General features: G+C 59.6%; 23 protein-coding genes. 5 read left to right on the top strand and 18 right to left on the bottom strand.

What is annotated here, in order from left to right; genetic code table 11:
- Positions 1 to 164: 164 nt before the first annotated feature.
- From petA to RA25_RS15250, 16 genes are all read right to left on the bottom strand, one after another.
- Positions 165 to 713: a ubiquinol-cytochrome c reductase iron-sulfur subunit gene (gene petA / locus RA25_RS15320; protein WP_036797405.1), complete on the bottom strand. Its 549-nt coding sequence runs from the start codon at positions 711 to 713 to the stop codon at positions 165 to 167.
- Between the two features lie 319 nt (positions 714 to 1,032).
- Positions 1,033 to 1,215 (bottom strand): DUF2933 domain-containing protein, encoded by a 183-nt coding sequence (locus RA25_RS23500; RefSeq protein WP_226429044.1) that lies wholly within the window; start codon positions 1,213 to 1,215, stop codon positions 1,033 to 1,035.
- A gap of 128 nt (positions 1,216 to 1,343) precedes the next feature.
- A complete protein-coding gene (locus RA25_RS15315; protein ID WP_051357809.1) occupies positions 1,344 to 2,705 on the bottom strand; it encodes an APC family permease in 1,362 nt (453 codons plus the stop codon).
- A gap of 241 nt (positions 2,706 to 2,946) precedes the next feature.
- Positions 2,947 to 5,307, bottom strand: a complete 2,361-nt coding sequence (locus RA25_RS15310) for a copper-transporting P-type ATPase (RefSeq protein ID WP_027236565.1) — start codon at positions 5,305 to 5,307, stop codon at positions 2,947 to 2,949.
- Positions 5,308 to 5,354: 47 nt separating this feature from the next.
- Positions 5,355 to 6,257, bottom strand: a complete 903-nt coding sequence (locus RA25_RS15305; protein WP_027236564.1) for a ribose-phosphate diphosphokinase — start codon at positions 6,255 to 6,257, stop codon at positions 5,355 to 5,357.
- Positions 6,254 to 7,759 carry a thymidine phosphorylase family protein gene (locus RA25_RS15300; protein WP_027236563.1) on the bottom strand — a complete coding sequence of 502 codons (1,506 nt, stop codon included), beginning with the start codon at positions 7,757 to 7,759 and terminating at the stop codon, positions 6,254 to 6,256. The genes RA25_RS15305 and RA25_RS15300 overlap by 4 nt, the downstream gene beginning before the upstream one ends.
- Positions 7,756 to 9,141, bottom strand: coding sequence for an MBL fold metallo-hydrolase RNA specificity domain-containing protein (locus RA25_RS15295; RefSeq protein ID WP_039173621.1), 1,386 nt, complete (start codon positions 9,139 to 9,141; stop codon positions 7,756 to 7,758). Before RA25_RS15295 ends, RA25_RS15300 begins: the two co-directional genes overlap by 4 nt.
- A 60-nt stretch (positions 9,142 to 9,201) precedes the next feature.
- The gene (locus tag RA25_RS15290; protein WP_193747986.1) at positions 9,202 to 9,576 is read right to left on the bottom strand and encodes a DUF5676 family membrane protein; all 375 of its coding nucleotides are present in this window, start codon (positions 9,574 to 9,576) and stop codon (positions 9,202 to 9,204) included.
- A 544-nt stretch (positions 9,577 to 10,120) separates the two neighbouring features.
- Positions 10,121 to 10,681 carry a VTT domain-containing protein gene (locus tag RA25_RS15285; protein ID WP_152612228.1) on the bottom strand — a complete coding sequence of 187 codons (561 nt, stop codon included), beginning with the start codon at positions 10,679 to 10,681 and terminating at the stop codon, positions 10,121 to 10,123.
- Between the two features lie 338 nt (positions 10,682 to 11,019).
- Positions 11,020 to 11,679: a DsbA family protein gene (locus RA25_RS15280; RefSeq protein WP_446720382.1), complete on the bottom strand. Its 660-nt coding sequence runs from the start codon at positions 11,677 to 11,679 to the stop codon at positions 11,020 to 11,022.
- A gap of 68 nt (positions 11,680 to 11,747) precedes the next feature.
- Positions 11,748 to 12,230: a c-type cytochrome gene (locus RA25_RS15275; protein ID WP_039173618.1), complete on the bottom strand. Its 483-nt coding sequence runs from the start codon at positions 12,228 to 12,230 to the stop codon at positions 11,748 to 11,750.
- Positions 12,227 to 13,621, bottom strand: a complete 1,395-nt coding sequence (locus RA25_RS15270; protein ID WP_039173616.1) for a multicopper oxidase family protein — start codon at positions 13,619 to 13,621, stop codon at positions 12,227 to 12,229. Before RA25_RS15270 ends, RA25_RS15275 begins: the two co-directional genes overlap by 4 nt.
- Positions 13,622 to 14,013: 392 nt before the next feature.
- Positions 14,014 to 14,601 carry a L,D-transpeptidase gene (locus RA25_RS15265; protein WP_036797401.1) on the bottom strand — a complete coding sequence of 196 codons (588 nt, stop codon included), beginning with the start codon at positions 14,599 to 14,601 and terminating at the stop codon, positions 14,014 to 14,016.
- A gap of 175 nt (positions 14,602 to 14,776) precedes the next feature.
- A complete protein-coding gene (locus tag RA25_RS15260; protein ID WP_226429034.1) occupies positions 14,777 to 15,103 on the bottom strand; it encodes an SHOCT domain-containing protein in 327 nt (108 codons plus the stop codon).
- A gap of 13 nt (positions 15,104 to 15,116) precedes the next feature.
- The gene (locus RA25_RS15255) at positions 15,117 to 16,517 is read right to left on the bottom strand and encodes an ATP-binding protein (protein WP_027236554.1); all 1,401 of its coding nucleotides are present in this window, start codon (positions 16,515 to 16,517) and stop codon (positions 15,117 to 15,119) included.
- Positions 16,514 to 17,239, bottom strand: a complete 726-nt coding sequence (locus RA25_RS15250) for a response regulator (protein ID WP_027236553.1) — start codon at positions 17,237 to 17,239, stop codon at positions 16,514 to 16,516. Before RA25_RS15250 ends, RA25_RS15255 begins: the two co-directional genes overlap by 4 nt.
- Before the next feature lie 172 nt (positions 17,240 to 17,411).
- Here RA25_RS15250 and RA25_RS15245 point away from each other — a divergent pair, with 172 nt between their 5' ends.
- Both RA25_RS15245 and RA25_RS15240 read left to right on the top strand, forming a co-directional pair.
- Positions 17,412 to 17,975, top strand: a complete 564-nt coding sequence (locus RA25_RS15245) for an EF-hand domain-containing protein (protein WP_226429035.1) — start codon at positions 17,412 to 17,414, stop codon at positions 17,973 to 17,975.
- A 519-nt stretch (positions 17,976 to 18,494) separates the two neighbouring features.
- Positions 18,495 to 18,854 carry a hypothetical protein gene (locus RA25_RS15240; RefSeq protein WP_036797399.1) on the top strand — a complete coding sequence of 120 codons (360 nt, stop codon included), beginning with the start codon at positions 18,495 to 18,497 and terminating at the stop codon, positions 18,852 to 18,854.
- A gap of 419 nt (positions 18,855 to 19,273) precedes the next feature.
- On the opposite strand, the gene RA25_RS15235 is transcribed toward RA25_RS15240, so the two are convergent.
- Positions 19,274 to 21,091 carry a plasmid recombination protein gene (locus RA25_RS15235; RefSeq protein WP_206539694.1) on the bottom strand — a complete coding sequence of 606 codons (1,818 nt, stop codon included), beginning with the start codon at positions 21,089 to 21,091 and terminating at the stop codon, positions 19,274 to 19,276.
- A 255-nt stretch (positions 21,092 to 21,346) separates the two neighbouring features.
- Positions 21,347 to 21,469 carry a hypothetical protein gene (locus tag RA25_RS23435; RefSeq protein WP_206539693.1) on the bottom strand — a complete coding sequence of 41 codons (123 nt, stop codon included), beginning with the start codon at positions 21,467 to 21,469 and terminating at the stop codon, positions 21,347 to 21,349.
- Positions 21,470 to 21,640: 171 nt separating this feature from the next.
- On the opposite strand from RA25_RS23435, the gene RA25_RS15230 reads away from it, so the two are divergent.
- From RA25_RS15230 to RA25_RS15220, 3 genes are all read left to right on the top strand, one after another.
- Positions 21,641 to 22,132 (top strand): hypothetical protein, encoded by a 492-nt coding sequence (locus tag RA25_RS15230; protein ID WP_027236549.1) that lies wholly within the window; start codon positions 21,641 to 21,643, stop codon positions 22,130 to 22,132.
- A gap of 278 nt (positions 22,133 to 22,410) precedes the next feature.
- Positions 22,411 to 23,178 (top strand): GIY-YIG nuclease family protein, encoded by a 768-nt coding sequence (locus RA25_RS15225; protein ID WP_241477424.1) that lies wholly within the window; start codon positions 22,411 to 22,413, stop codon positions 23,176 to 23,178.
- A gap of 86 nt (positions 23,179 to 23,264) precedes the next feature.
- A complete protein-coding gene (locus tag RA25_RS15220) occupies positions 23,265 to 25,499 on the top strand; it encodes an AAA family ATPase (RefSeq protein ID WP_051357807.1) in 2,235 nt (744 codons plus the stop codon).
- The last annotated feature ends 182 nt before the right edge of the window (positions 25,500 to 25,681 follow it).

Below are 25,681 nucleotides of genomic sequence, written 5' to 3'. Positions count from 1 at the left end.
TAATGGCGGCACCCTTGTTTCTGGCTCGGGACACCTTTTTCCCGCGTTCCCGCTGCCGGGCAAGCCATGGTTTCGCCAGCGGCTTCCGGGCAGCCATCAGTCCTTCGACAGTTCCGTTGCCCTTCGCGCAGCAGGCAAAGGCACCACAGCAGAATTCCGCGGCATCAGCCGATCTTCACCAGCGTGTCGGTAACAAATTCGTAGGTCGGCACATCCAGGTTGCGCGGAGCCGGGCCCTTTCGGATACGGCCGGAAGTATCATAGTGCGAGCCGTGACAGGGGCAAAACCATCCCCCGTATCCGCCAGTCGGATCGCCACCTCCCTGGCCTAACGGGATACAGCCCAAGTGGGTACACACGCCAACCACTATCAGCCACTCGGGCTTCTGAACCCGATCGGCGTCCAGTTCCGGATCTATCAGCGTTTCTGCATCATCCGCGCGGGCCTGAGCAATCCGGGCTTCGGTCCGGTGATCGATGAAAACGGGTTTGCCTTTCCATTTCAACGTGATCCGGCTGCCAGGCTCGACACCCTCAAGATCGACCTGCACAACCGAAAGCGCCGAGACATCGGCACTCGGGTTCATGCTGTCGATCAGTGGCCAAATGGCGGCTCCAGCGGCCACGGCTGCGGTACCTCCTGTAGCATAGTAGAGGATGTCGCGCCGGGTGCCAGGGCCGGAATGTTCCGGATGGTCATTGTCCTGTACCATTGTCAATCTCCCTTCCCTTTGAGTGACAGCCGGGCGATCCTCAGCGGCCGTGTCCAACTGCCATAGTGCCCCCCTCTCCAGTCCCTTTTGTGCTTCGATTGGCTTCGCCTTGGTGACGCATCGTGCTCATCCTTGGTTTGGGTATGGCAATTTTCGAAAGAACTTCCGCTTACCTACAAGATGCCGTGAGACGGCACCCATCCAGCCGCCCTTCCATCCCAGGCGGAAGCTCAAGACAGTCCGGCACACCGCCCCCGTTGGCCCGGAAGCAAAGGAGCGCTTCAAAAAATTGCCCCGATACAGCGCCCCGAGATGGCCATTAGGATGTATCGCCGGGCCCAACTGTGCCCTCTTCTTCCTTTTCGCGCCTTCCGGAGCTGTGTGTCCCAACGTGGCCACGGTGCCCCCGGTGCATCAAGAAATGCATTACCAGGCAGGCAACTAAAAGTGAGGCCGGCGACAATATAAGCGGCAATACGAATTCACGGTATTCCCATCCCATTACAATTGCGCCAAGGGCAAGTGACCCAGCCAATGGCCCCCATTTGCGCCAGATGGATGGCTTCCGGGTGTTTCGAACGATGCTATCCTGTCCGGTTTCTCTACTCATTGCAGTCTCCTTTCATCTACCTATTCAGTTGGCTGCCGGTGCTGGCTGTGTACGCCAGACGTGTTGTCCCGTTGCCCTTCCCGGGCAAGAAACAGCCGCTCAGCCAGCAGCACCGCGATGATCACGGCTAGAGCAATCAGCACAATCATTGGATCCGACTGCCACTTGATCACTGAAAATGCCGCCAGAACCGCCGCGTCGAGAGCCAATGCTGTCAGCAGGATCCAGCCGCGCACTTCGATCTTGCGCCGCAAGTTCCGCCAGACGCCCCAATGCACTGCCATATCCATGACCAGATAGAAGAACGCCCCCAGCGAGGCGATGCGCCCAAGGTCAAACAGCACGGTCAATGCACCGGCAACAAACACGGTATAAATCAGCATGTGCGACCGGATGGAGCCGGACATGCCGAAATGGCTGTGCGGGATCATCTCCATGTCGGTCAGCATGGTGAGCATGCGGGAAACGGCGAAGATGCTGGCTATCAGCCCCGACGCAGTTGCCACCATAGCCAGTGCCACGGTCAGGTAGAATCCAACCTGCCCGAGCACCGGGCCCGCGGCCTCGGCAAGGGCGTAATCCTGCGCTGCGCGGATCTCCTCTGTGCTGAGGCTGGCGCCGACAGCCAAAGCCACCAGCAGATACACTGCGGTACAAATGGCGATTGAGATCAGGATGGTCCTGCCGACATTGCGGTGCGGATCGGTGATTTCAGCACCGCTGTTGGTTATCGTGGTGAAACCCTTGAACGCCAGGATGGACAGGGCCACCGAGGCTGCGAAGCCCAGTCCGCTGGTTTCTGCACCGCCGTTCCCTGATTGCCATTCACCGCCGCTGGCCCAGAGTGCCGCAATGCCGAACAACGCGATCCCTGCGATCTTTATGGCGGACATCACGATTGACCAGCGCCCGACAGAACGGTTTCCGGAAACATTGACCATATACGCGAAGATGATCAGCGCCACGCCGATCAACGGCACCAACGGTCCGCCATCGATACCGAAAGGCCGAAGCGCGTAAGTCGCAAAGGTGCGCGCCACCAGGCTTTCGTTGATCACCATCGACAGCGCCATGAGAACCGAGGCCGCAGCCGCCACCGTACCCGGACCATATGCCTTGGTCAGGATCATCGCGATTCCGCCGGCGGAGGGCCAGGCGTTGGACATCGCAATATAGCTGTAGGCGCTGAACATCGTGACCAGCGCACCTGCGGCGAACGACAGAGGGAACCAGGACCCGGCCAACCCCGCAATCTGTCCCGTCAACGCAAAGATACCGGCCCCGATCATCACGCCGGTGCCCATGGCGACAGCCCCGGTCAGAGAAATCGAGCCGGACCTGTAGTCCGCGGCCTGGGCATGTCCTTCACTTTCCTCGCTCATCGCGGACTCCTATGAACTAATTGCCTGGTTTCTTTGCTGTTTGCTGTTGCGTCTGCGATCCGGCGCGGGCCTCCCCGACCTCCTGCACCATCACGCTCTCCGCTCACGGCCCGGCCCCGGTTGTTCACTCGCCTAGTGTCGAAACAGCGGCCTGCAGCCGTCTGGCTCTGAACGCGGCGACCACGCCTGACTGCGCTTGCAACACCGGACAGAGAGGCGAGGAAAAGGAAAGTTTGCCCGGTCATATCTTTACCCCGCGTAGGCGCAGGGAATTGAGCACCACGGAAACAGATGACGCGCTCATTGCAAAAGCGGCAAACATCGGACTGATCAGAATGCCGAAGAACGGAAACAGTACTCCCGCCGCGACCGGCACCCCGGAGGCATTGTAGATCAACGCAAAGAACAGGTTCTGCCGGATGTTGCGCATGGTCGCGCGCGCCAGGCGCCGGGCACGCACGATGCCATCCAGGTTGCCCTTGACCAGAGTGAAACCCGCACTTTCGATGGCCACGTCGGCGCCGGTGCCCATGGCGATACCGACATCCGCCTGTGCCAGCGCGGGCGCGTCATTCACGCCGTCCCCGGCCATGGCGACGCTGCGCCCCTGTTCCTGCAACTCGCGGATAATTCGGGCTTTGTCCTGCGGCAGCACATCCGCGCGGATCTCGTCGATACCCAGCTTCCCGGCAACGGCGCGGGCCGTGCGCTCATTGTCGCCGGTGGCCATGATGATGCGGAAGCCCAGATCATGTAGCGCCTTCAGCGCGGAAGGGGTCGCTTCCTTCACCGGATCGGCAACGGCCACCAGGCCGGCCACGGCGCCATTCAGTACCACGAACATTACGGTTTCACCCTGATCCCGACGGGCATCGGCCGTAGAAGCAAGACCGGCAGCCTCCAGCCCCAGGTCCGCTATCAGGCGGAGGTTGCCAAGCGCCACCGCATGGCCGTCCACACGCCCCTTCACCCCCTTCCCGGTGACTGCATCAAATTCCGTGGCCTCACCGAGTTTGATGCCCCGTTCCAGCGCTCCGGTCACGATGGCCTCGGCCAAAGGGTGCTCCGAGCCTTTCTCCAACGTCGCCGCCAGCCGGAGCACTTCTGCTTCGTCATGGCCCGGCTCGGGCACAACCGCGATCAGCCGCGGCTTGCCCTCGGTCAGGGTGCCTGTCTTGTCGACAATCAGCGTGTCCACCTTTTCGAACCGCTCAAGCGCCTCGGCGTTCTTGATGAGCACACCGGCCTGCGCACCCCGGCCGGTCGCGGTCATGATCGACATCGGCGTCGCCAAGCCAAGCGCGCAGGGACAGGCGATGATCAATACGGCGACCGCCGCGACCAGGCCATAGCTCAGCGCAGGAGCCGGACCCCAGATCGCCCATCCGGCAAAAGCCAAGACCGCAACAGCAATCACGGCCGGCACAAACCAGCCTGCCACCTTGTCGGCATACTTCTGGATTGGTGCGCGGCTTTTCTGCGCCTTAGCCACCATATCGACGATCTGGGACAACATCGTGTCGGCCCCGACTCTCGTGGCTTCAATCACCAATGACCCGGTGCCATTGATCGTCGCACCTGTAACACTGGAACCCTCGACCTTCTCGACCGGGACAGGCTCTCCGGAAATCATGCTTTCGTCGACCGAGGAGCGTCCCTCCAACACCGTGCCGTCCACCGGCACCTTGTCTCCCGGCCTTACCCTCAGCCGGTCTCCCACCTGCACCTCATCCAGGGGGATCTCTTCTTCCTGTCCACCGATGCGGATCACCCGTGCGGTCTTGGGCGCCATATCCAGCAGGGCACGGATCGCCCGCCCGGTCCCTTCCCGGGCCCGCAATTCCATCACCTGCCCCAACAGAACAAGCGTGACAATCACTGCCGCAGCCTCAAAATAGACGCCGACATGCCCTTCGGCGTCACGGAAGCCGTCAGGGAACATGCCCGGTGCAAGTACTGCCGCAACGCTGAATAGCCAGGCCGCCGCCACTCCCATGCTGATCAAGCTGAACATATTGAGGTTCATGGTGCGGAACGAGTTCCAGCCGCGAACAAGAAACGGCCAGCCGCTCCACCAGACAACCGGCGAGCCAAGAAGCAGTTCAATCCAGAGTGTGTTACGTTCCCCGAAAATATCCCGGACACCTGCCAGGCCGGCATAGGGCCCCATGGTAAGAACCAACAATGGAACTGTTAGTATCGCACCGGCCCAGAGCCGCCGGGTGAAATCGGTGAGTTCTGGGTTTGGCCCCTCCTCCGCAACAGAACCTGCTTCTCGCTCCAGCCCCATCCCGCAAAGAGGGCACGCGCCCGGTTCGGTTTGCCGAACTTCCGGGTGCATTGGGCAAGTATACACAGGGCCTTCCCAGCCAATGGGAACCTTGTCATAACCTCCACTCAGAGCAGTTTTTCCATGCCCGAAAGCTGCGTGCCCATGGTGGTGAGCATGACCGGCCGTTTCCTTGCCAGCTTCTGGGACAAGGTGCATGCCGCAAATCGGGCAGTTTTCAGCTTCAGCGCTCCGAATGTGCGGGTGCATCGGACAAACAAATTTGTCTTCGTCTGCTACACTGGAGCTTTTATTGTTGGGAAGTTCGTTCATGTTATTGCCCTTCCGGTTGGGGAATGCCGCCATCGTGAGTTTTCAAGTCACTGTAAGGTCAACGCAGCCAGCGTATGATTTGCCGCCTCGGCTAGAAGCGGGGCGATGCCGATAGCATTGCTTTCATGAGGAATCGTATCGGTGGTCACGACTTGGCTTGCCCCGGCGGCCAGAATCTCGGCGTGAGCTTGCCCGGCAAAGACTGCATGGATTACCGCACACAGAGGCGGCTTGGCTCCGGCTTCCGCCAGCCGTTCGATTGCCCCCACCAATGTTCTCCCCGAGGACGCAATATCATCGACTAGAACTGGTGTGCCGGAACATCTCCACTGGCGGCCGGATTTGCTAACCTCAACTCTGCGGTCGCCGGAACGCACCTTGCGCAAAACCTCGTATGGACAGCCAACGAGCGAAGCGACCTCCGCAACCCATTGCCGGCTTTCGCTATCGGGGCCAACCAGCACCGGATTTTCAACACTCTCCGCGATCCACTGTGCCAGCAGTGGCGCAGCAGAAACCCGGCCAGCGGGAATGGCAAACAACTCATCAAGGGCCTGGATCCGATGCAGATGCGGATCCACCGTCACAAGCCAGTCAAAGCTTTCCTCGAGGAAACGGGCGAACAATCTGGCGCTAACCGCCTCTCCAGAGTGGAACCTCCGGTCCTGGCGCATGTACCCCAGATAGGGCGCAATTAGACCGGCGTGTACAGCGCCCATCTCGCGCGCCGTATCAGCGGCAAAGCGCAGCGGCATCGCATGCCGGTCCGGGTCACACAAAGAACACAGGATCACCGACTCGCGGCCTTCGAGATCACCATGCAGGGTTATCCGGCTCTCGCCATCCGGAAACCGGTGCCAGTCCACTGGCGCCACTTCTGCCCCGATCAGCGCCGCCAGTTGATCTGCCAGTGGACGCATATTGTGAAATGGGATCAGAACGGGTCTCATTTTGGCACCTCAATGCGGAAAATCTCTTTCTGCGCGCTGGAAAAATCGCTGGCATAGGCCAATTCGCCCGGCGTCTCAGCCCAGATTTCGAACAGGGGTTGTCCGAGCTGGACCAGTGTCCCGGGCCGCGCCATAAGCAACACCCCTGCGCGGGCCTGCTGCGGGGCCCCGGCCAGTTTTGCCACCCGGGCAATAAGGCGGTTGTCGATAGCTGTGATCACTCCATCGCAAGGGGCTACAAAAGGTATCCGGTAGGGGGCTTTAGCCGGCTCGGCAAACCCGCCCTGAGCCGCGCATATCGCCATGAACCGATGCTCCGCCGCGCCGCTGTCGAGCAAAACCCTCGCCCGCTCAACGCCTGCGGTTTCTCCGCTCATTTCCAGCAGGAGCCCAGCCAGTACCAGCGCCCGTTCTCTCAGATCGCCCGGCGCATCTGGTGTACGGCGCAGCACCTTCAGCACATCCATTGCCTCGAGTGCCGGACCGATCCCGCACCCTACTGGCTGGCTGCCGTCGCTGACATGAATCGCCAGGTCCAATCCAATCGCCCGGGCTGTGGCGCGCAGCCGCGCCGACAGGGCTTCGGCCGCATTTTCCGAACGCACTTTCGCGGTGGGCCCCACAGGGATGTCGATCACGACACGGTCCGATCCGGCCGCCGCCTTTTTGGAGAGAATGCTGGCAACCAATTGCCCGTCGCTGTCAAAGTCGAGAGGCCGCTCAATGCGGATCAGAATGTCGTCGGCCGGGCTAAGCCCCAAGGCTCCGCCCCAAACGATGCAGCCACCCTGCGCTTCGACAACCTTGCTCATGGCAGCAGTATCGAGCGCCACCGGAGCCATTACCTCCATTGTGTCAGCGGTCCCTGAAGGCGAAGTAATGGCACGGCTGGATGTCTTGGGGATCACAAGCCCCGCTGCCGCGACGATGGCCACTACGATCGGTGTGGTGCGGTTCCCGGGCAACCCGCCAACGCAATGCTTGTCCAGCACAGGCCCTTCGCCCCATTCCAGTGATCTGCCAGCCTCCTGCATGGCACGGGTCAAAGCGATGGTTTCACAGGTACTCAGGTGCTCTCCTGCACAAGCCGTTACGAAGGCAGCCAGATCCAAATCCGACAGCCGGTGTGCCATCGCATCTTTTATGATCGTGGCGAATTGCGCTTGGTGCAGCCGCTCACCATAGACCTTGGCGCGGATTAGCGAAGCCGCCTCTGGCAGTTCGGGGTGAGAGAACTGACCCATATCACCCAGCCTCGGCCGCAATGCCGCCCAAGCTGCGTCGGATAGCGCTGCCGCTTCCGGACCCAGCCATCCTGCCCCGGTGACAACGTTCAGCGATGCGATCACGGACCGTCCGCCGCAGTCGATCCGCACCCGGGTCAGCGCACGAAACCCTTCGGCGCGGCAAACATGGCAGTCCAGATGCATGAAGACGACAGGCTGGCTGTAAGTGTCTATTTCCGCCCGTACTAGCGGAAGGCAATGTCTATCACGCGTCATCGCGGCGTCTCCAAACGGATTGTTTCAAGGTGCTCTGGCACCCTCGCTTTCCAGCCCAGTTCATGGTTGATGCGAAAACGCAGCGCGTCGGCCGCTTCTGGCTCACCGTGAGTCACGTAGGTCATCCGGGGTGGGACCGACGCAGCGCCCAGCCATTCAAGTAGCTCGTTGGCATCGGCATGGCCGGACAAGCTGCCCGGAGAGATCACCTCAGCCTCGATCGGGATGTCACGCCCAAAGATGCGCAAGTGATCTGCTCCGGCGGCAAGCGCAGCACCGCGCGTTCCGCTGGCTTGAAACCCCGACAGCAGGATCGCGTTACGGCGGTCCCCTCCATATGAAAGAACGTGATGCAGAATACGTCCTCCAGTCAGCATGCCGCTGGCTGAAATGATGATTTTGGGGAAAGGCATGGTGTTGAGCTGCTTGGATTCTTCAACAGAACGCACACGCTTGGCGAGTTCAAACATATCCAAGCATTCGGCCCAGCTGACCTTATGCTCACTGTGATGGCGGTGATAAATTTCGGTGGCATTTGTCGCCATCGGGCTGTTTAGAAAGACCGGCACTTCGGGAATATCACCGCGTCTGCGAAGCCGCGCGATGTGATACATCAGCCCCTGTGCCCGCCCTACCGCAAAGGCCGGGATGAGGATTGTTCCGCCCCGCCCGATAACCCGGCGGATAACACGGGAGAGCTGCGCTTCGGCATCGACAAGCTCATGCAGGCGGTTGCCATAGGTGGATTCACACACAAGGACGTCTGCTCCCGCAAACGGGGTTGGAGAGCGCATCAGAGGGTCGCTTTGACGGCCGAGGTCACCGCTGAAATGCAATGACGTGCTACCAAGGCATAATCGTATTTGCGCAGCTCCAAGCAAATGCCCTGCCGGGATGAAGTTGGCCGTGATCCCGTCGCCTAAATCGACTGGCATGTCGAATGGCACAGTTTCCAGCTTGCTCAGCGCCTTCTGCGCATCCTTTCGCGTGTAAAGGGGGGTCGGGCGGGCATGGACCGAAAACTTCTTACGGCGGGCAAAGGACGCCTCTTCCTCCTGCAGATGTCCACTGTCGGGCAGGATCAAGCCGCACAATTCCTTAGTCGATTGTGTGCAAATGACCTTGCCCGCGAACCCTGCCTTAACCAGCGCAGGGATATAGCCGGAATGATCGAGATGTGCATGTGTCAGGAGAACAGTATCGATAGATCGAGGCCGGACCGGAAAAGGCTTCCGATTGCGTAAGCGGAGCTGCTTGAACCCTTGAAACAGCCCGCAATCGATCAGGATCCTGCGACTGCGCCATTCAACGAGGTAGCGGGATCCAGTGACGGTCCCGGTGGCCCCGAGGAAGCGCAGGGTCGGTTGCTGCGACTTGCTCATTGCACGTCTCCTCTTCTATTGCTCCGAACGCTTTAGGGTAGCAAGGTGACTTGTTGCGCCTCATCCACGCGCGGCGATCACGTTGAAAATTGGCCCAAATACGAGTGCCACGAACCAACCGTAGGCAAAGGCTTCTGCTAGTCCGATCAGGAAGGAAGTTGCTGTGAGCCACGTCATGCCAGGCATCAGCGAGATCCAAGCGCGGTACATCGCATACTGCGGAAAGATCAGATCGAAGCCGACACACAGCATATAAGTCACGGCCAGGAAAATGCTCAGCGCCCAGCCCAGCTTGACGACAGGGATACGCGGGGGCGCCATCACGTTTTCGGGGCCGACCTCAGAAACTTGACCGGTTGCGCAAGGGCCGCATCCAAGCCGCAGCACAGCAAAGACTAGCAGAGCTGCAGTCGCAAAATAGAGTATGGCAAACACTTCTCGAACTCCTGAACACACCACACAGCATGTGAACCGGGCCGCTTGGCTGGGCGCTCAACTGGACCGGGTGGTTGGTTCAGGAAAAATTCGGAGGGTGTGGAGACGGTGAAAGGGCTATTCCGTCCGCAAGCAGCCGGATATTGAGTACGGCAACCGACATTTCCGGCTTCCATTCAGGCATCAGGACAATTGGGAGTAGAGCCAAGGCGTGACACATTGCATGCAGTCCACAGTCACCCAAAGACGCAGGCACGCTATAGAGGTTCTGATCGTGCTGAATAGACTCTTGCTGCCCAAAATCCGCAGCTAAGGCCTGAACATGGCTATAGCCAGGCATTGAATGCTCTGCACCTACCGTTCGGTCCGACCCCGCAGACGCCATCAGAATTGCAGACAACAGCAGGACCAGAGTCAGGTGAAGCGCCGAGCGAAGCCGCCGCAGTCCAATTCTCCTGTACGTTACTCCTGCAACTCCCACGATCCGCTTCTCCAAATGACTACTCAAGTCTACATTTTATTTACCCGGAGGCCTTGATTTGCCTCAACCGCCTTGCTCTCGCTTCCAGGCTGCCCAAAGAAGAGGCGCTCCGGTCAGCAGCCCTAGCCCCAGCACTGCCCAGATGGCACCAGGTCCATCAGGCCCGGCCAGCTCACTGCCAAGATGCGCCAGGATGAAGCTCGCTGGCAAAATGCCCGCCGCGGTTGCGAGTGCGAAGCGCCAGAACCGCAATGCAGTCAGCCCTGCTGCATAGCTGATCAAGTCAAATGAAACGAAGGGCAAAAGGCGGCTGCCAAACACCGTCAGCATCAGCGCATTCTGCGATCCCATGAGACCTGTCTCAAGCTTAGCGCCCAGATGGCGCTGGATAGCCGAGCGCCCCAATCGCCGGGCAATCAGAAAGGCGATGATCGCTCCCAACTCGGCCCCCAGTGCAACGAGACCGGTGCCCAGCACATGCCCGTAGGCCGCCCCGGCTGCCACCGCTACAGGAGCTGAAGGCAAAGGGCTGGCAACGATCGCCATAGTCATGAGCCCTACGATCACCAGCGGCCCCAAGATGCCAGCTGCATCGACCCAGGCTGTAATGTCTGCACGCGTCATTACAGGCGGCAAAGCATCAGCCCTCCAAAGAACAAGCACCAGCAACAAAGCGACGGCCACAACCGCTAGCACCGACCTGTGGCAGCGACGGAAATCCGGTAATCGTCCTGTGCGCAGCATGTGCCTTCCTCGTCGAAATCGTTGGCGCGTTTATTGATGTATCGCCATCTTCCACAGACTAGGGCATTCAGGATTGGCCGATCCACCTCGCCCGGATGGGCAATTGTATCGCTCAGTCGTAGCGAAGCGCTTTGCGACAGCTCGATACAAATAGGCGAGCTTTCCAAGCAATATTGCACCGGCCCTGAGTGCTGTTGCCCGCGATAGAGCAATCGTCGTCACTCCGCAGCTTCGCGTGCCTGTTTTACCAGTTCTTGCAGTTGCGGTTGCTCAACAAAACCGGGAATCAAGTTTTCGCCAATCACGAAAGACGGCGTGCCGTTGAAGCCCAACTTGCGCGACAGCGCCATAGAAGTGGCAATATGCTCCTCCACCTCTGGCGCGTCCATGTCCTGGCGCAACTGTTCCACGTCCAGCCCGGTTTCACGTGCGATACGGATGACCGCAGCCTCCGTAGCCCTGCCCTGCATTCCCATCAGAGCCCAATGGAATTCTTCGTACTTTCCTTGTATACGCGAAGCCAGAGCGGCACGCGCGGCAAAGACAGACCCGTCACCCAGGATGGGCCACTCGCGGTAGACCAGCCGGATATTGGCATCATCTTTCAGCAGCCCCTGCACTGGAGCCATCGCACGGCGGCAATAGGGGCAGTTGTAATCGAAGAACTCGACAACCGTTACATCCCCTTCGGGATTGCCCAGAACCGGGGCGTTGGGATCGCGTTCCAGCGTGGCACGGTTGTTGTCAAGAACCACCCGAGCAGCTTCAGCTTTGGCGGCGTCCTGGTCACGCTGCAGCATTTCGACCGCCTGCATGATGATTTCGGGCCGCTCCAGGATTGCCTCATAGACCAGTTGCTTGATCTCCTCCTCTGTCAATTCTTTGGTCAGGCCGGGCAAAGGCAAAAAGGTAAGACAAAGTACCGGCAATATACGTTTAGGACGGATCATTGGTTTCTTCCTTCTTGCTGGGCTTCTACTTCTGTTCTTTCTGCTTGGTACCGCTGCTCGCGCTCGGGCCAAGCTGATTTTATGAAATTCAGGATACCGCGAATTTGCGCATCACTCAGCTGGCTGCCAAAGCCTGGCATGCCGCTGTCCAAGGCGACTCCGCTGTTTGCTAGCGCAGCCTGCCCCCCCAATTTGGTATACTCGAACAGCATTCGGTCAGAATGGTGCCAAGTGTGGCCCGTCTCATCATGCGGAGGCGCCGGCAGACGGCCATCCTCTCCTGGGCTGCGCCAATTCGGCTGGCCCTCCAGATTTGCCCCGTGGCAAGACGCACAGTACTCCGCATAGAGCACCTTTCCCTGTGCAACTGACACCGCATCAGCCATTGGCGCGACCGGGAAAGAAGGCCGGAAAACCCACGCCGCTGCAACTCCGGCGACCGCCAGCACCGCCGCCGCACTGATGACCGCCCGCGTCATGCCTGCACCCGGATCCAGGTCATCATGCCAGAGGCCGCATGCGAAAGCATGTGACAGTGGAATGCCCAATCGCCGGGATTATCGGCAACAAAAGCAATCTCGTGGCTTTCGCCGGCAAAGCTGAGAAGCGTGTCGCGCAGGTGGCCCATCGAGCCATCGGCATTTACGGTGCGGAAATGCATCCCGTGCAGATGCATAGCGTGCGGGAATGCTGTGTCGTTGGACACTGTGACCCGGACAGTCTCGCCCCGCGCCACCGTGGCCAGCGGAGTCTGCGTCATGCCAACAGTACCGTTGAAGGCCCAGAACTGGTTCGCCTCCACCATTTGCCGGAACCCGGTGTTCTGCCCGTTAAGAACAGCACTGCGCAGCGAACCCATTGCTCCGCCAGCCATGTCAAGCCGCAGCTCCCTCGCAGCATCCAACCCCGTCACCTCCATCGCCGGGTTCGGCGGAAGCGGCGCCGGGGAACCGCGCCGGGCGCTACTGGACACGCCGCGCACCGGGAAGGCAGCATGGGCATAGCCTTGATTGTCCTCGATCCGCGCGAGAAACGCCTCTTCGCCGTCTCCGGCTGTGACATCTACAAGGAGATCAGCACGCTGGCCGGGACCGAGCAGCAAATCTCCCGAAACGGTCTTGGGTGCTGGCAGCGGCATCCCGTCCAGCGCCATCACCCAGCCCTCGAAGTTGACCAGCGCCAGCATGAAGATCCTAGCGTTGGAGGCATTGATCAGCCGAAGCCGGAGCCGCTCATGCCGCTTGACCGATTGGGTCCAGGCTGACTGTCCGTTGGTCGAAATGAAATTGCCCAACCGGCCAGCATGTGACCGGTCATGGCGCGTCTCGAAGTCTGGATTTAGCTGCCCGCCATCAGGTTCCAGCAGCCAGTCATCGAGTACCAGTGTGATATCCCGGTCAATATCCGGAGGTGCCTTTTCGTCAACAATGAGCGGGCCGTGCAGTCCGCGCGCCACCTGTTCGACGGACCGGTTGTGCGCGTGATACCAATAGGTGCCTGCATCCCGAACGGTGAAATCATAGTCGAAGCTGCCCCGTGGCTGAACCGGTGCCTGGGTAAGCCCAGCAACCCCATCCATCGAATTCGCCGCGCGGATGCCGTGCCAATGGACCGTGCTTGCCTGCGGCAGATCGTTGACAAAACGCCGTCGCACCCGGCCGCCTTGGGGCACCCGGATTTCCGGTCCCGGCGTGCCGCCTGAATAACCCCAAATCTCAGTTTTTGGGTAGTCTGACGGCAGTAGCTGCACCGCTTTGACGGTGGCGCGCAACTCCATCATGTCCGGCACCAGGGCATCCCCCCGGACCGGCAATTCCGCCAACACGCCAGCGGCACCCGCCGCTGTCAGAAACCCTCGTCTTGAAAACATTTCTCTTTCCTCTCAGACAAGCGAACCGCGAGGGACGGTTCACTGATGTTCTGATTATCTCAATAATCAGAACATTCACTCAGTTTGGCGGAGGGCGGTATGCCTCTACTGCTTCCAAACCGCGTCTCCCTTGGCTTTGCACTGCCGCCTTCCAGCATGGGAACGTCAATGCCGCCTCATCACCATTTTTGTATCCGAGAGTATCCCAGACACATTCGCCCAAGTTCTTAGGACGGGCCCGAGCGCCTGCTTTTCCATGACAGGCTTCTAGAGCTCCCACACCGCGCCCCTGCCAAGGCCGTGGTGCGGTTAGTGAACGTTTGGGGACGCATCTCTCTGCATCTCGGACCGAACTCTGCCTATCCGACAACCGGCAAGTCCTATGCGCAACCTCAGGCTGGCAAGTTCACCACGGGGTGAAGCACAACCCGGGTATCCAACGGCACCCTGTCGTAGAGGTTGATCATCTGATCGTTTACCAGCCTTGCACAACCATTCGACACGCGCCGTCCGATTGTGTCCGGTTCATTGGTGCCGTGAATACGCAGAAACGTATCCCCGCGCCCGGGCTGAAACAGATAAAGCGCGCGTGAGCCAAGTGGATTACCGAGACCACCGGGCATGCCATCGGCAAACCTGGCATAGCGGTGCGGTTCGCGCTGTATCATGTCCGGTGTCGGCTTCCAACTGGGCCACACCTTTTTCGCGCCGACATAGAATTCGCCCGCCTCGTACAGGCCAGGCCGGCCAATCCCGACCGCATAACGGATCGCGCGGCCCTCAGGCAGCGTCCAGTACAGTGCGAACTGCTCTGGATCCACATGCACCTCATATGGCGTAAGGTCGTTCTGGATGCGCACCTCGCGCGGCAAAAGCTCTTCGGGCATATCGTAGACCGGAAGCGTTGGCGTATGCGCGCTGCCCTTTGAACCCAGCACCGTCAACGCCCCTGCCCCGACAATGAAATCCCGTCTCAGCATAATTCCTCCTTCTGACTGTTTCACCGGTACCGTATAGTCTTCTGAGCCCCTGCCAAAGATTAACACCCGCTGCGCCCTCGATAATCAGCACGTCTGCTTGCCTGCCATTTCTTTCACGAGCCCCTGCCTCCGGCTCAGCCTCTGACACGCGCCGCAATACGCGGAGCATGAGATGTCATTCGTCGAGTGCGGCCTTGCGGCGCCTGAACTCTTCTTCGTCGATTTCACCTTGGGCAAACCTGCTGCGCAGCACCTTCAGCGCGTCACTAGAGGTGTCCGGGCCTGCGCTACGCTTGTCAGTCAGCCATCGCACCGCCACTACGATGAGAGCAATAAACGCTCCCCAGAACAGCAGCATCATCAGGGCGCCGAGCATACCGAAGCCGCCTGCCCACATCATGTGGCCATATCCCCGGTCCCAGTCACCCGAAGTATCCGCCCAAGCCACAGCAGAAGCCAAGGGCAGAAGCACAATTGCCAGAGTTGCAACCTGTCGTTTCATCTTTGTCTCCGGTTCACGTTTCAATTTCGGTTTGATCCTTCGCCAGAGGGATTGCGAGCGTCGCCAACAGCCCGCCATCCGGACGGTTAGCCAGGGTTATGTCACCGCCATGAGCCCGCGCAATCGTACGAGCGATGGATAAGCCGAGCCCGTAGCCGCCGGTTTCGAGCGACCGCGACGCCTCCAGCCGCAGAAACGGATCAAACACCCGCTCCAAATCTTCCTCAGGGATACCTGGGCCGGAGTCTACCACCGTGATCAAAGCGTTTTTGCCATCGATCCCGTATCCAACCCGCGCCCAGCCACCATAGCGCAGCGCGTTCTCGATCACGTTGCGCAAAGCCCGCCGCATCGCGTTTGGCCGCAGGCCAACTTCTGTCGTCACCCCTGGATGTAAATCGAAGCGATCAAGCATATCAGCGCGCAGCTGTTCCAGGAACTTACCCAGTTCACACACCTCTAGCGGCTCGGACACCGCCAGCCCCCGGGCGAAAGCCAATACCGAGTCTACCATGCTCTGCATTTCCTCGATCGAAGATATGAGGCTGTCCCGGGTTTCCTCCTCGTCGACAAATTCTGCCCTGACCCGCATAGCTGTCAAAGGCGATCGAAGGTCATGGCCCAACGCCGCCAGCAGCCGGGTGCGATCTGCAACAAAACGTTTCAGGCGTTCTTGCATCCGGTTAAACGCATCGGTCAGATCTTGCACTTCGCATGGCCCTACCGCAGGCAGTGCGTCCACGTCTTCTCCCCTCCCCAACCGGTCAGCAGCAACGGAAAGCCTGCGCAGCGGTCCCGTTACCCGGCTCATCAAGAACCAGAACACAACAATTAGAATGAAGCCCGCTGTAAGCGCAAAAGTCAGTGTCGAAAAAAGCGGCCATTGCAAAGGCGGCCGTTCAAACCGGGTATCAACATTCAGCCATTGGCTGCCAGACAACGCAATGGACAGCTTCAATTCAATCGCCGACATGTGTCCGCGCATCATTTCCCGGTGCATAGCGGCCATTTCCTGATCGAGGTGGGGCAGCGGCAGATCCGCGCCATCAACCTCATGCAGCTCAACCCGGATCTCGCGGCTGAAGTTACCATCCAGAAGTGCCCGCACTCGCTCTTCGACAATCCCATTGCCGTTATGCGTCATATGTTCGACTTCGGGCTCCGGTGCGATACCGAACCGTACCAGCGGCGAATTCGCAGCCCGTAGAATCGAGGCGTGTAGACTTGCAGGCGCTTCTTCGATCAGTCGGGCCACATTGGCGGCACGTCCAGCAGTTTCCGCTCCGAGAGCCGCGCGTACCGCCAAACTGCGCTCGTCGACAAATAGCCAAAGGCTGACCGCCTGAGCGGCGGCCAGCGCCAGGATCACCAATAGCACCAGTTGGCCGCGCAGACTGTTGAGGACACGCCTCATCCGTCCATCACCTCTACATCTGCCGCCAAGCTATAGCCGCCGTTGCGCACGGTGATGATCAGGCGCGGCTGCATGGGGTCCTGCTCAATCTTGCGGCGCAAGCGGCTGATCTGGTTGTCTATTGTCCGATCCAGCGGCGGCGCCCGCCGGCCCGCAGTTAAATCCATAAGCTGATCCCGGCTCAGGACCAAACGCGCCCGCTCCAGCAAAACCGTCAACAGCTTGAAGTCGGCACCGGTCAGGGCAGTTTCCTGCCCGGTGCCGTCAATGAGGACACGACGGTCGCTGTCCAGCACCCACTGGGCAAACCGAACGTTTTTCCCGGCCAAGCGGCCTGCCAATGGTTCGGAACGATCGGTGCGGCGCAAGATCGCTTTGATGCGTGCCAATAGCTCGCGCGGATTGAATGGCTTGGGCAAATAGTCGTCGGCACCGATCTCCAGGCCGACTATCCGGTCTGTTTCCTGCCCAAGGGCCGTCAGCATAAGGATTGGGATACCGCCTTCCCCAGACAGTCTCCGGCAGACCGAAAGCCCGTCTTCACCCGGCATCATCACGTCCAGAACAATCAGATCGAAATGCCCGGTTGCCAGTTTCGCATCCATCTCTGCCGCGTCTTGCGCTGCAGTTGCGCGCATGCCGTTCTTTTCCAGGTATCGTGTTACCGCAGCCCGGATTTCACGGTGATCGTCAACGACGAGAATATGTGGCATTTCATTCATTTGCATCGATTATAGGTTATTGCTGCAAGTGGTCCTGCAGAGTTTTGTCGCAGAATGTATCAACTGCTTCGGCTGTGACAGGGCGATACAATTCCCCGACCCGGCGCTCTGGCAAGCTCACGCCTGACATCCCAAATTGGATGTATCCAAACACCCTGGGAAAGGTCTGGACATGACGAATTTGAAACTTATTGCGCTTACTCTCGCGGTATCCGGCACAATGGCGGGCGCAGCACTGGCAGAGGCCAGCCACGGCCACAGCGGTAAACCCGGTGCCAATACATCAGGCATGATGCAACAAAATGCAGATTCGCAGATGATGGGCCGAGGTATGATGTCTGACATGAAGCGAATGCATAACATGATGATGCAGATGCACGGGCGGCACGCCATGGGCAGCGCCATGATGGACCGCCAGATGTTGGGCATGGGCAAACCCGGCATGTTGGCGGAAAAACTTCAATCCGCTCTGAAGGAGTACGACGCGGACAGCAATGGCACGCTTTCGATCGATGAGTTCGAATCCTTCCACAGCGCTATAATCCGCGAACAAATGGTAGACCGTTTTCAACATCTCGATGCAGACGGCAACGGCGCGGTGACTGAGGAAGAGATCTCAGCCCAGACGGCACGCATGAAGCAGATGATGGCAGGATCCGGCATGGCCCATAGCGGTCAGCAATCCAAAAGCAATCAGCCCGGCAATGGTATGATGGACCAGCCAAAGGATAACTGATCCTCAAGACACTTTACTGGATGCCACCTGGCACTGCCTGATGGCATCCTTTCTAGGGGCAAGTATCTCAACGTATCCCTTAAAAGCTGGGCATTTTTGCTGTACTACTAAGCAGCGGCAAGCTTGTGGCGGGTGATCGAACAATTACTCGCTTGCCGATTGCTAATGCAAAGTAGATCCCTTTTCTCGCCCCATAGCCATACCCAGGTCATTTCCGCAAATGATGCACTCCCATCGTTTCCGAGACACGGAAACACGCAGCTGCTGGACGCGTTCGCGGTGGACCGTGGAGCAGGTTACCGGCCGTCACGTCTTTCCCGACGGCTCAGCCGATCTGCCGGCGCGAAAGCTCTAAAGTTCTATATTTGTTAAACATTTTGACACCGGCCTGCGGCATCTGGGTCCAGCGCGGGGCGCACCGAAGATTGGAACAGCTCATTACGTTTCAAATTTTCGAGTCGTGCGCAGCGGCAATTTGTGCTATTTTTGTCACGAGGCGAGCGCTGCGGGAGTTGGGATATGTATATCCTTCCAATAGTGTTTGGTCTTCTTCTTTTTGCCACGCCTAGCGCGGGTCAACAGACAGTCTTTCACACAGCCAGTTTCCCGGACGCCACCACGGTTCAATTGAGCGTGACCCAATACCAGGTCACCAGCGAGGAAGACTTCGACTTTGAAGTCGCCATCAAACTGGTTCAAACAGATGCAAACGGCACAGTTCTCTACGACGACACTAGGAAACACCCGGTTCGGGTCAAATGCGGAGAACCGGCATATGTCGACACTGGTCTCAAAAGATTCATGATCAACACAGCCACCCCCAGCGGCGATTGGCAGCACGACCTTTGGGCTATGCTCTGCACAACAGCAATATCCTGAATGCCAGCAAAGCGTCATACCAACCCTGAAGTTGGCTCAGAAACCCTGTCTCCAGCCATACTGAGAACAGCGGTAAGGGTTAGTCCGGCCGAAGGCGCTCACCGAGACCATTTCGAGCTTCGGCGTCAGACACCAATTCGACAACCAGGCGACCGTATCACTTTCGTAACCCTCGTCCACAGATCTGACAGCTTTTTCGATGATACCTAGCACGACCTGAACGTCGCCTGGCACTTCTGAAACCACCAGGGGACCGTATCCAAAAAATGGACAACACTTGATAGTGCCTTCTGAGCCGGCTGGACTTCTGAATACCCTCGCGTTTTTTGTTCCTGACGAGGCACTTAAATAAGTCTCTGGTTCCGCATGTTGAGCGGATCGTCTCAGAGGTCATTTTAGCATGTATTTAGCACTGTTGCCTACACTGGCCCATTCCCCGGCTCCCCACGCGAGATCCCTGACAGCCGCGCATCATCTTCCGGCGCCCATTTCTGACGCAGGCCGCGCACATAATCCGCGTCCTGCTTCAGCTTTTGCCGTTCCTTGGCGAGGACGCGTTTCACGGTCCGGGCCACCAGTTGAGCAATACGCGTGACTATCCGCATTGCTGGACGGATTTCTTTCAGCGTTTCGGCCCGCGCACCCTTGGTATCCGGAGCGGCCACGCCCCAGGTCAAGCCTGCCTGCTGATCCGCAGACGCCTCCCGCCAGCAAATCGCCCCTTCAGCAACCAAATCCAACCCGGACTCGATGGCATCCGTGATGACCTCTGCCACCGTTGCCTTCAACCGGACCTTTTCTTCTGCCTCCTGCAGCCTCTTCTCCTCAGCCAGCCGGGCAGCCCGGGCCTCAGCAGCCGCTTTCTCTGCCTGACGGCGGTGCTGAACCATCTGCTGCAGCTGAGCGGCCAGATCAGATTTCTCCGCCTTCGTGGCGTTCAGCACCTGCTCGGCCTGTTGCCTTTCTTGGATAACCCGCGCGCGTTTTTCCTCTTCGGCCTTCCGCGCTGCCGTTTCGGCCCGGTACTTTTCTGCAGCTTCTTCCGCCCTTGCCTCATACCCTTTCACTCTCGGCTCCAATACCCCGACCTCAGCCACAATTTTCTTTTTCAGAGCATTCGCGGCGTCAGCCGCTTTTTTATTCTGCACAGCCTCTGCCTCCGCTGTATCGCGGCGGCGGATCATCTTTGCAGCTTCCCGCGCGGCCCGCTGTTTGCGGGCCCGCGCCTCTTTTACCGCGCGCTTACGCGATTTCTTGACCGTGGCCTTGGCCAGGTCCCGGCCGGTTTCAACGGCCGCCTTTGCCTCGTCCTGGGCATCGCCCAGGATGCGCTTCTTCTCCGCTTGCGCCTTGAGGCGCTCCTCGGCACGCCACTTTGACGGCGGCACATGCTGCCGCCGCTCGGGCAGAGGTTTTCCCTCTGCCCGAGCCTGGCGCCGGGCCTCGGCACGGCGCTCCCCCCGAGTGATCCCAATTGTCTCGAAGGCTTCTCCGGCAAGATCCTGGGCATGCTCATAGCTTTTGATGAGCGGGTTCTCAGATGCCTGCAGCAGGATCTGATGCCCGCGGTTGGCGGATGGTTTCTCGGTCCAAACGGCCACGACAAAGTGGATGTGATAAGCCTCCTCATCGACGTGGGCACTGGCATAGCGCAGTTGACCGTTTGGAAAGTTTTCACGGAGGAACGACATGGCGGTTTTGCGGAAAGCAGAGACACGTTCCGGATCCCATTCAGAGAGCCCTGCGCCGCCGAACCAGTCTTTGTTGACAGTGAATATGCCTTCACGAAGCGGGCCTCTGCTGCAGGATCGCCAGGGGTCTGCAGGCCCTTCCGCCTCCAGCTTCCTGGCGTCCTTCATGCGTGACTTGGCCTTCAGAGCGCGCAAATGCTCCTCGTGATTGTGACGGCGCATCTCAGCAATTTCGCCGCGTATCTGCTGCTGCCAGCCCGGCTCGCCGGCCAGCACCTGGTTCAGCCGCGACAACTCCTGGTCGACATGATCCAGGTCGCCGCCGCCGCGCTCGTCATGCATCTTGAACTTGCCAAGGTCCCGCGGAAACAAGCCTGCAAATCGCAGCACGACCGGTGCTTCATTAAGAATTACGGGCTTTGAGTTGGTAAACTTGGGCTGTACTGTCATCTTGCTGCTCGGATCTGCTTCTCTGATCCGAGTCTCCGCGAAGACGAAGAAAATCCCGATAGGCTTATTTTTGTTTTTGTGAGGCTTGTAACTCACTAGGCAAGTTGCAATCCCGGGCTGGACCCCGGAATTTCAACTTGCCAGTTCGCGAGGGGGATACCCCCTTCGATCCCCTCCTCGGTCGCAGTCCGGGCTCCGCCCAAACATGCTTCCTGCGGCCAGCAGCCTGCTGGACTCGCCCTGCCGGGGGCCTGGGATGACTTATTGTTTTTCGATAATCTGGAAGGGCAGCAAGCCGATCATGCGAAGTTGGAACCAGACACCTGGGTCATTTCCTCCAGGCGCCCGCACTTACTTTTGCAGATACCCTTGTTCTTTAAGGTGCGCGATCAGAAGCCGTTCAACAAAAGAGGCTACAGACCGGTCATCCTCCGCCGCTGCCTTTTCTACGGCTTTCTTGGTTTCTTCAGTCACTCGTACAGATATCGCTGATGTTCTGGCCATGTGTTCACTTGTGTGCAGTTGACATTCAGATTCAATGGGTGCATATTGCATTTAGTTGCACACATTTGCAACGGACCGAGGGGAAGGTGGAAGCTCCCCGCCCGGCCCTAACCAAACCGATCTCGCGGAAGGAGACCGACTATGGCTGATACTTTCCGTATCATGCGCGAGTGCGCGCTGAAAGACCCGTGGCCCGCATCTGTCGCAGATGGCAGCCCCACCTTCATCAACCACACCTTCGGCGCACTAACCAAGGCAGTGGACGAAGCCCTGAATTTGGAGCGTGATCTGTCTCACTCCCTCGCCTGGGATCCCGCTTGCACCAACTTTCAAGAGGCCGCAGAAGCCAAATGGCAGGATTGCCTTAAACTCAGCGGCGACATCCTGACCGCGCAGGTGGTCCGGGCCAGCGACTTGCCTTTGCAGCGCATGAGCATGCTGCTGCACTTCCTCATCGAGTCCACGGGGCCGGAAGAGGCTCTCAGATTTCAGCAGCTGTTCCATGAGAACCAGGAGCTGTTCACCGTCGAAGATGGTGATTGCCAAGCCCTGCTGCAGACAGGCGCGCGACAGATGAACGCTCTCATCGAACTCTCTGTGGCGGCTGAAGCGCAGAACTTTCTGCCCAACTAGGCCCACCATCCCAGCATTCTTCTGACCCGGCCCGCGGCGGACACGCCGCTGCGCCCGGCTCAGCCATGCCATGTCTGAAGTTTCAGCAAGCGCCAGTTCCGGCGCCTGCCCAGCCCAATTTTGCCTATGCGGAGGCTGCTATGCCCCACTCAACCTGCGAACATTTCCCGCAAACGGTCCATCCCCACTGGCGCGCCGCCGCCAACGCAAAAGGATTCAAAATCGTCCAGCGCATCAAAGACCGGTATCATCTGCTTCTAGCCTGCCAAAGCTGCGGCTTGGCACATGCCAGCAAGATCTTTGTTCTAATGAACAGCCAGCCGCAGTGCCCGCATTGCATCGAAGCGCGCTGGCAGGCCGACGCCGCGGCCGCAGGTTTAAAGTGGGCAGGCCGCGATCCGGAAGACCGTCACTATGGCCACTATATCGCCCCCTGCGGCCATAACTTGCGCCGGCAATTTGAGATGGTGAAGCGGGCAGCCGAAGGCCTGTGCAGTGTACGGTGCGAGATTTGCCACGCTGACAAAGAACAGGCTGAAGCAGAAGAACGGGGGTGGCACCTGATCGGAGAAGACACAGGTGGCAACCAGAACTACCGTCTGTACCGGCATGCGTCCTGCGGCCACGAACAAAGGATCGCCCGTGCCAACATGCAAACCAGCCGGTTTGCCTGCGGGCAATGCGGTGAGGACTGGCCTGCCGCACCAAGCTACCTCTACGCGATGCAATTCCGGCTGGCCTCCGGGTTGCGCCTCGTCAAGCTTGGCTTTTCACGGAACCCGGATTCCCGCCTGCGCCACCAGTTGCTGAAGCACCGTGACCTGGACGCGAAGATCCTGAAGACCGTTCCGATGGCAACCGGGCAGCTGGCCTTGCAGGCCGAGAAGCGGCTGCACGCGAAGCTGCAGGCGGGGTTTTCCGATCAAGTCGCACCGCCAGAGCTCTACAGTGACGCCCTGCGGGTCCGCAGCGAGGTCTATTTCGCCGATGCGGCCCAGGTGATCTTCGCGATGCTCGACGCCATCGAGGCAGAAGAAGACAGCTAAGCGCCCCCTCCCCTTCAATTTCCAACATCTCCCGCCCGGTTTCACCGGGCGCCCGATCCCTTTTGCCTGTTCACAGGAGGCTTGCCATGAGCCAGCTCGATCTCTCCAAATCCGCACGCCCCGATTGGTGGCAGTTCGCCGAAGGCTGCGCCCGCCGCTATCATCTCTATTACCATGAGCTGCAGCAGGCGCGCCGCAAGACACTCAAAGAAGACGCGCCAGACGACAGTGCTGGCGCCGAGGAGCCCCTTGTGCCCCCTGCACCGGATCACCCCCATTCTTTGCTGCAACATCTGAGCGAGCAGCCGGACGCGCGGCATCTGCCGCCGGAACTCTGGGAAGCGCTGGAGCAGGAAGGTGCCGACCCATATGCCTGTGACAACACGGGCCGCTGGCTGCCGGACCCAGACCTGCCGGCAGACAAGCTGCTTCTGCTGCTGCGGATCGCCGCGGCCTTCGGCTCCCCGGCTGCAGTGGACGCGCAGCTTGCCCGTGGCGCCGTGCTGATCCTTCGCAACGTTCCTGCTTCCGGTTTTTCAAGCGTGGAAAACCTCCTTAACCACGCCCTGCTGCCGCCGGGCTGGCAGGCCTATGACGCCCGGCGCCAGGTGCAGCTGCCTCAGCGCGTGACCCTTGCTGTCCCCAGTGCCCGCGATGGTGCGATTGAACAGCAACACATTGATGAGCTGCGCGACCAAATCATCAAAGGCCTGGCGCACAGCCAGCCTTTGTGGATCTGCCTGCCGGATGAGATGGCCCTGCCGGCGCCGCTGGTGGCGGAGCACTGTCATCAGCTGGCATTGCCACAGGTGGACGCAGATTTTCTGATCGCCCTGTTGCGTCGGACCCACAGCCGCACGGGCCGCATTGATGAAGCCGCCGCCCGCGCCGCGCTGCCCCCGAGCGGCCAGCTGCAAGAACTCTCCACCCCCACACTCTCTTTCGCCCTGCGTGCGCCCACTGCCAAAAGGGTCGCGCAGCGCATCACACAAGCGCTTGCTGCCGCTGCGGCTTCACCGCCCGAAGCCCACGCCCCGAGGGAAGAGATCACAGGCATTGGCCCAGCATATGACACCGCCCGGCAACTGGTTGCTGACCTGCGCCTGTGGGCCGAAGGCGGCGTGGCCTGGAATGAGATCCCGCACTCCTTGCTGCTTTTTGGCAAGCCAGGCACCGGCAAAAGTTATCTGGCCAGGGCAATGGGAGGGAGCGCCGAGGTTAATTGCATCGAGACCAGCTGCGCTGAATGGCAGGCCAACGGTCACTTGGGTAACCTCCTGCTTGCGATGCGCAAAAGCTTCGATGAAGCGAAGAAGAATGTTCCCTGTATCCTTTTTTTGGATGAAATTGACGCGATCGGTTCCCGCGACAGCGTCGGCGACAACAGTGCCAGCTACAGGCGCCAGGTGGTCGCCGGGTTCCTTGAGCAGATGGACCGCGTCAGCCGGGAGGAAGGGATCATGGTCGTCGGTGCCTGCAACCACCCGGAGCACCTAGACCCCGCGGTGCTGAGAGCCGGGCGGTTTGACATCAAGATCGAGATGCCGCTGCCAAGCAAGGCGATGCTGCAGCACCTCATTGCTGAGCGGCTGCAGGACGCAGTCCAAGAGGGGGATCTGCAGCTGCTGGCGCGGGACAGCATCGGCAAGACCGCCGCCGACATCGACGCCGCGGTGCGCTCTGCCCGCAGTGAAGCCCGGCACAGCGGCTGCCCGCTCGATCTCCAGCTTCTACGCCGCCATCTGCAAGTCATGGAACTGAAGGAGAGCCATGACTTACTTTACCGCATCTGCGTCCATGAATGCGGCCATGCCATCGTCGCCTGGATCTTCGGCGAGGCGATCACACAGGTCCGGGTGGCTGCCGCAGGCGGAACAATCGAACGGGATGTTCCTCCGAATGCAGGTCTGCCGTCGGATTTCGACCGTCAGTTGTACGTCCACTTGTCCGGTCGGGCAGCGGAGCGGCTCATCTTTAATACTGTGTCCGCGGGCGCTGGCGGCAGTGCCACGTCCGACCTCGGGAAAGCAGCGCGGATGGTCCTGGCAATGGATTTTGAACTGGGTTTAGGCGCCTTCGGCAACAGCTGGTTTGGACCGCAGGATCACGCGCAATTGGCTGAACCCGACCGCAAACGCCTCCGTGAGAAACTCGACTACGCCGAGGACCACGCGCGCGCGCTGCTGTACCCCCATCAGCAGCTGCTGCAGGACATGGCTGCAGACTTGGTGCAGAAACGAGAGTTCGATGCCAAAGCGGTCCGGTCCTGGCTGCGCGACGTGCCGCGCAAAAATGGTCCGGAGCCGGTCCAGGACCAGTAGATGCGCCCGCCAACCAAGCCGCGCCGCCACCGGATTTGCACAAAGCTTATGCGCAAACTTCCGCGGTGCAGGCACCGGTTGACCCAAAATCCGGATAATTCCCTCCTGGAAAAACTTTGCCCAAAACCCCTGCCGGACAGTTCTTTGCCCAACGTCCCTGCCCGGCGCCCTCTGCAGAGGGA

It is taken from the genome of Leisingera sp. ANG-S5, assembly GCF_000813925.1.
Lineage (GTDB): Bacteria > Pseudomonadota > Alphaproteobacteria > Rhodobacterales > Rhodobacteraceae > Leisingera.
This window is presented reverse-complemented; position numbering and strand designations above follow the sequence as displayed.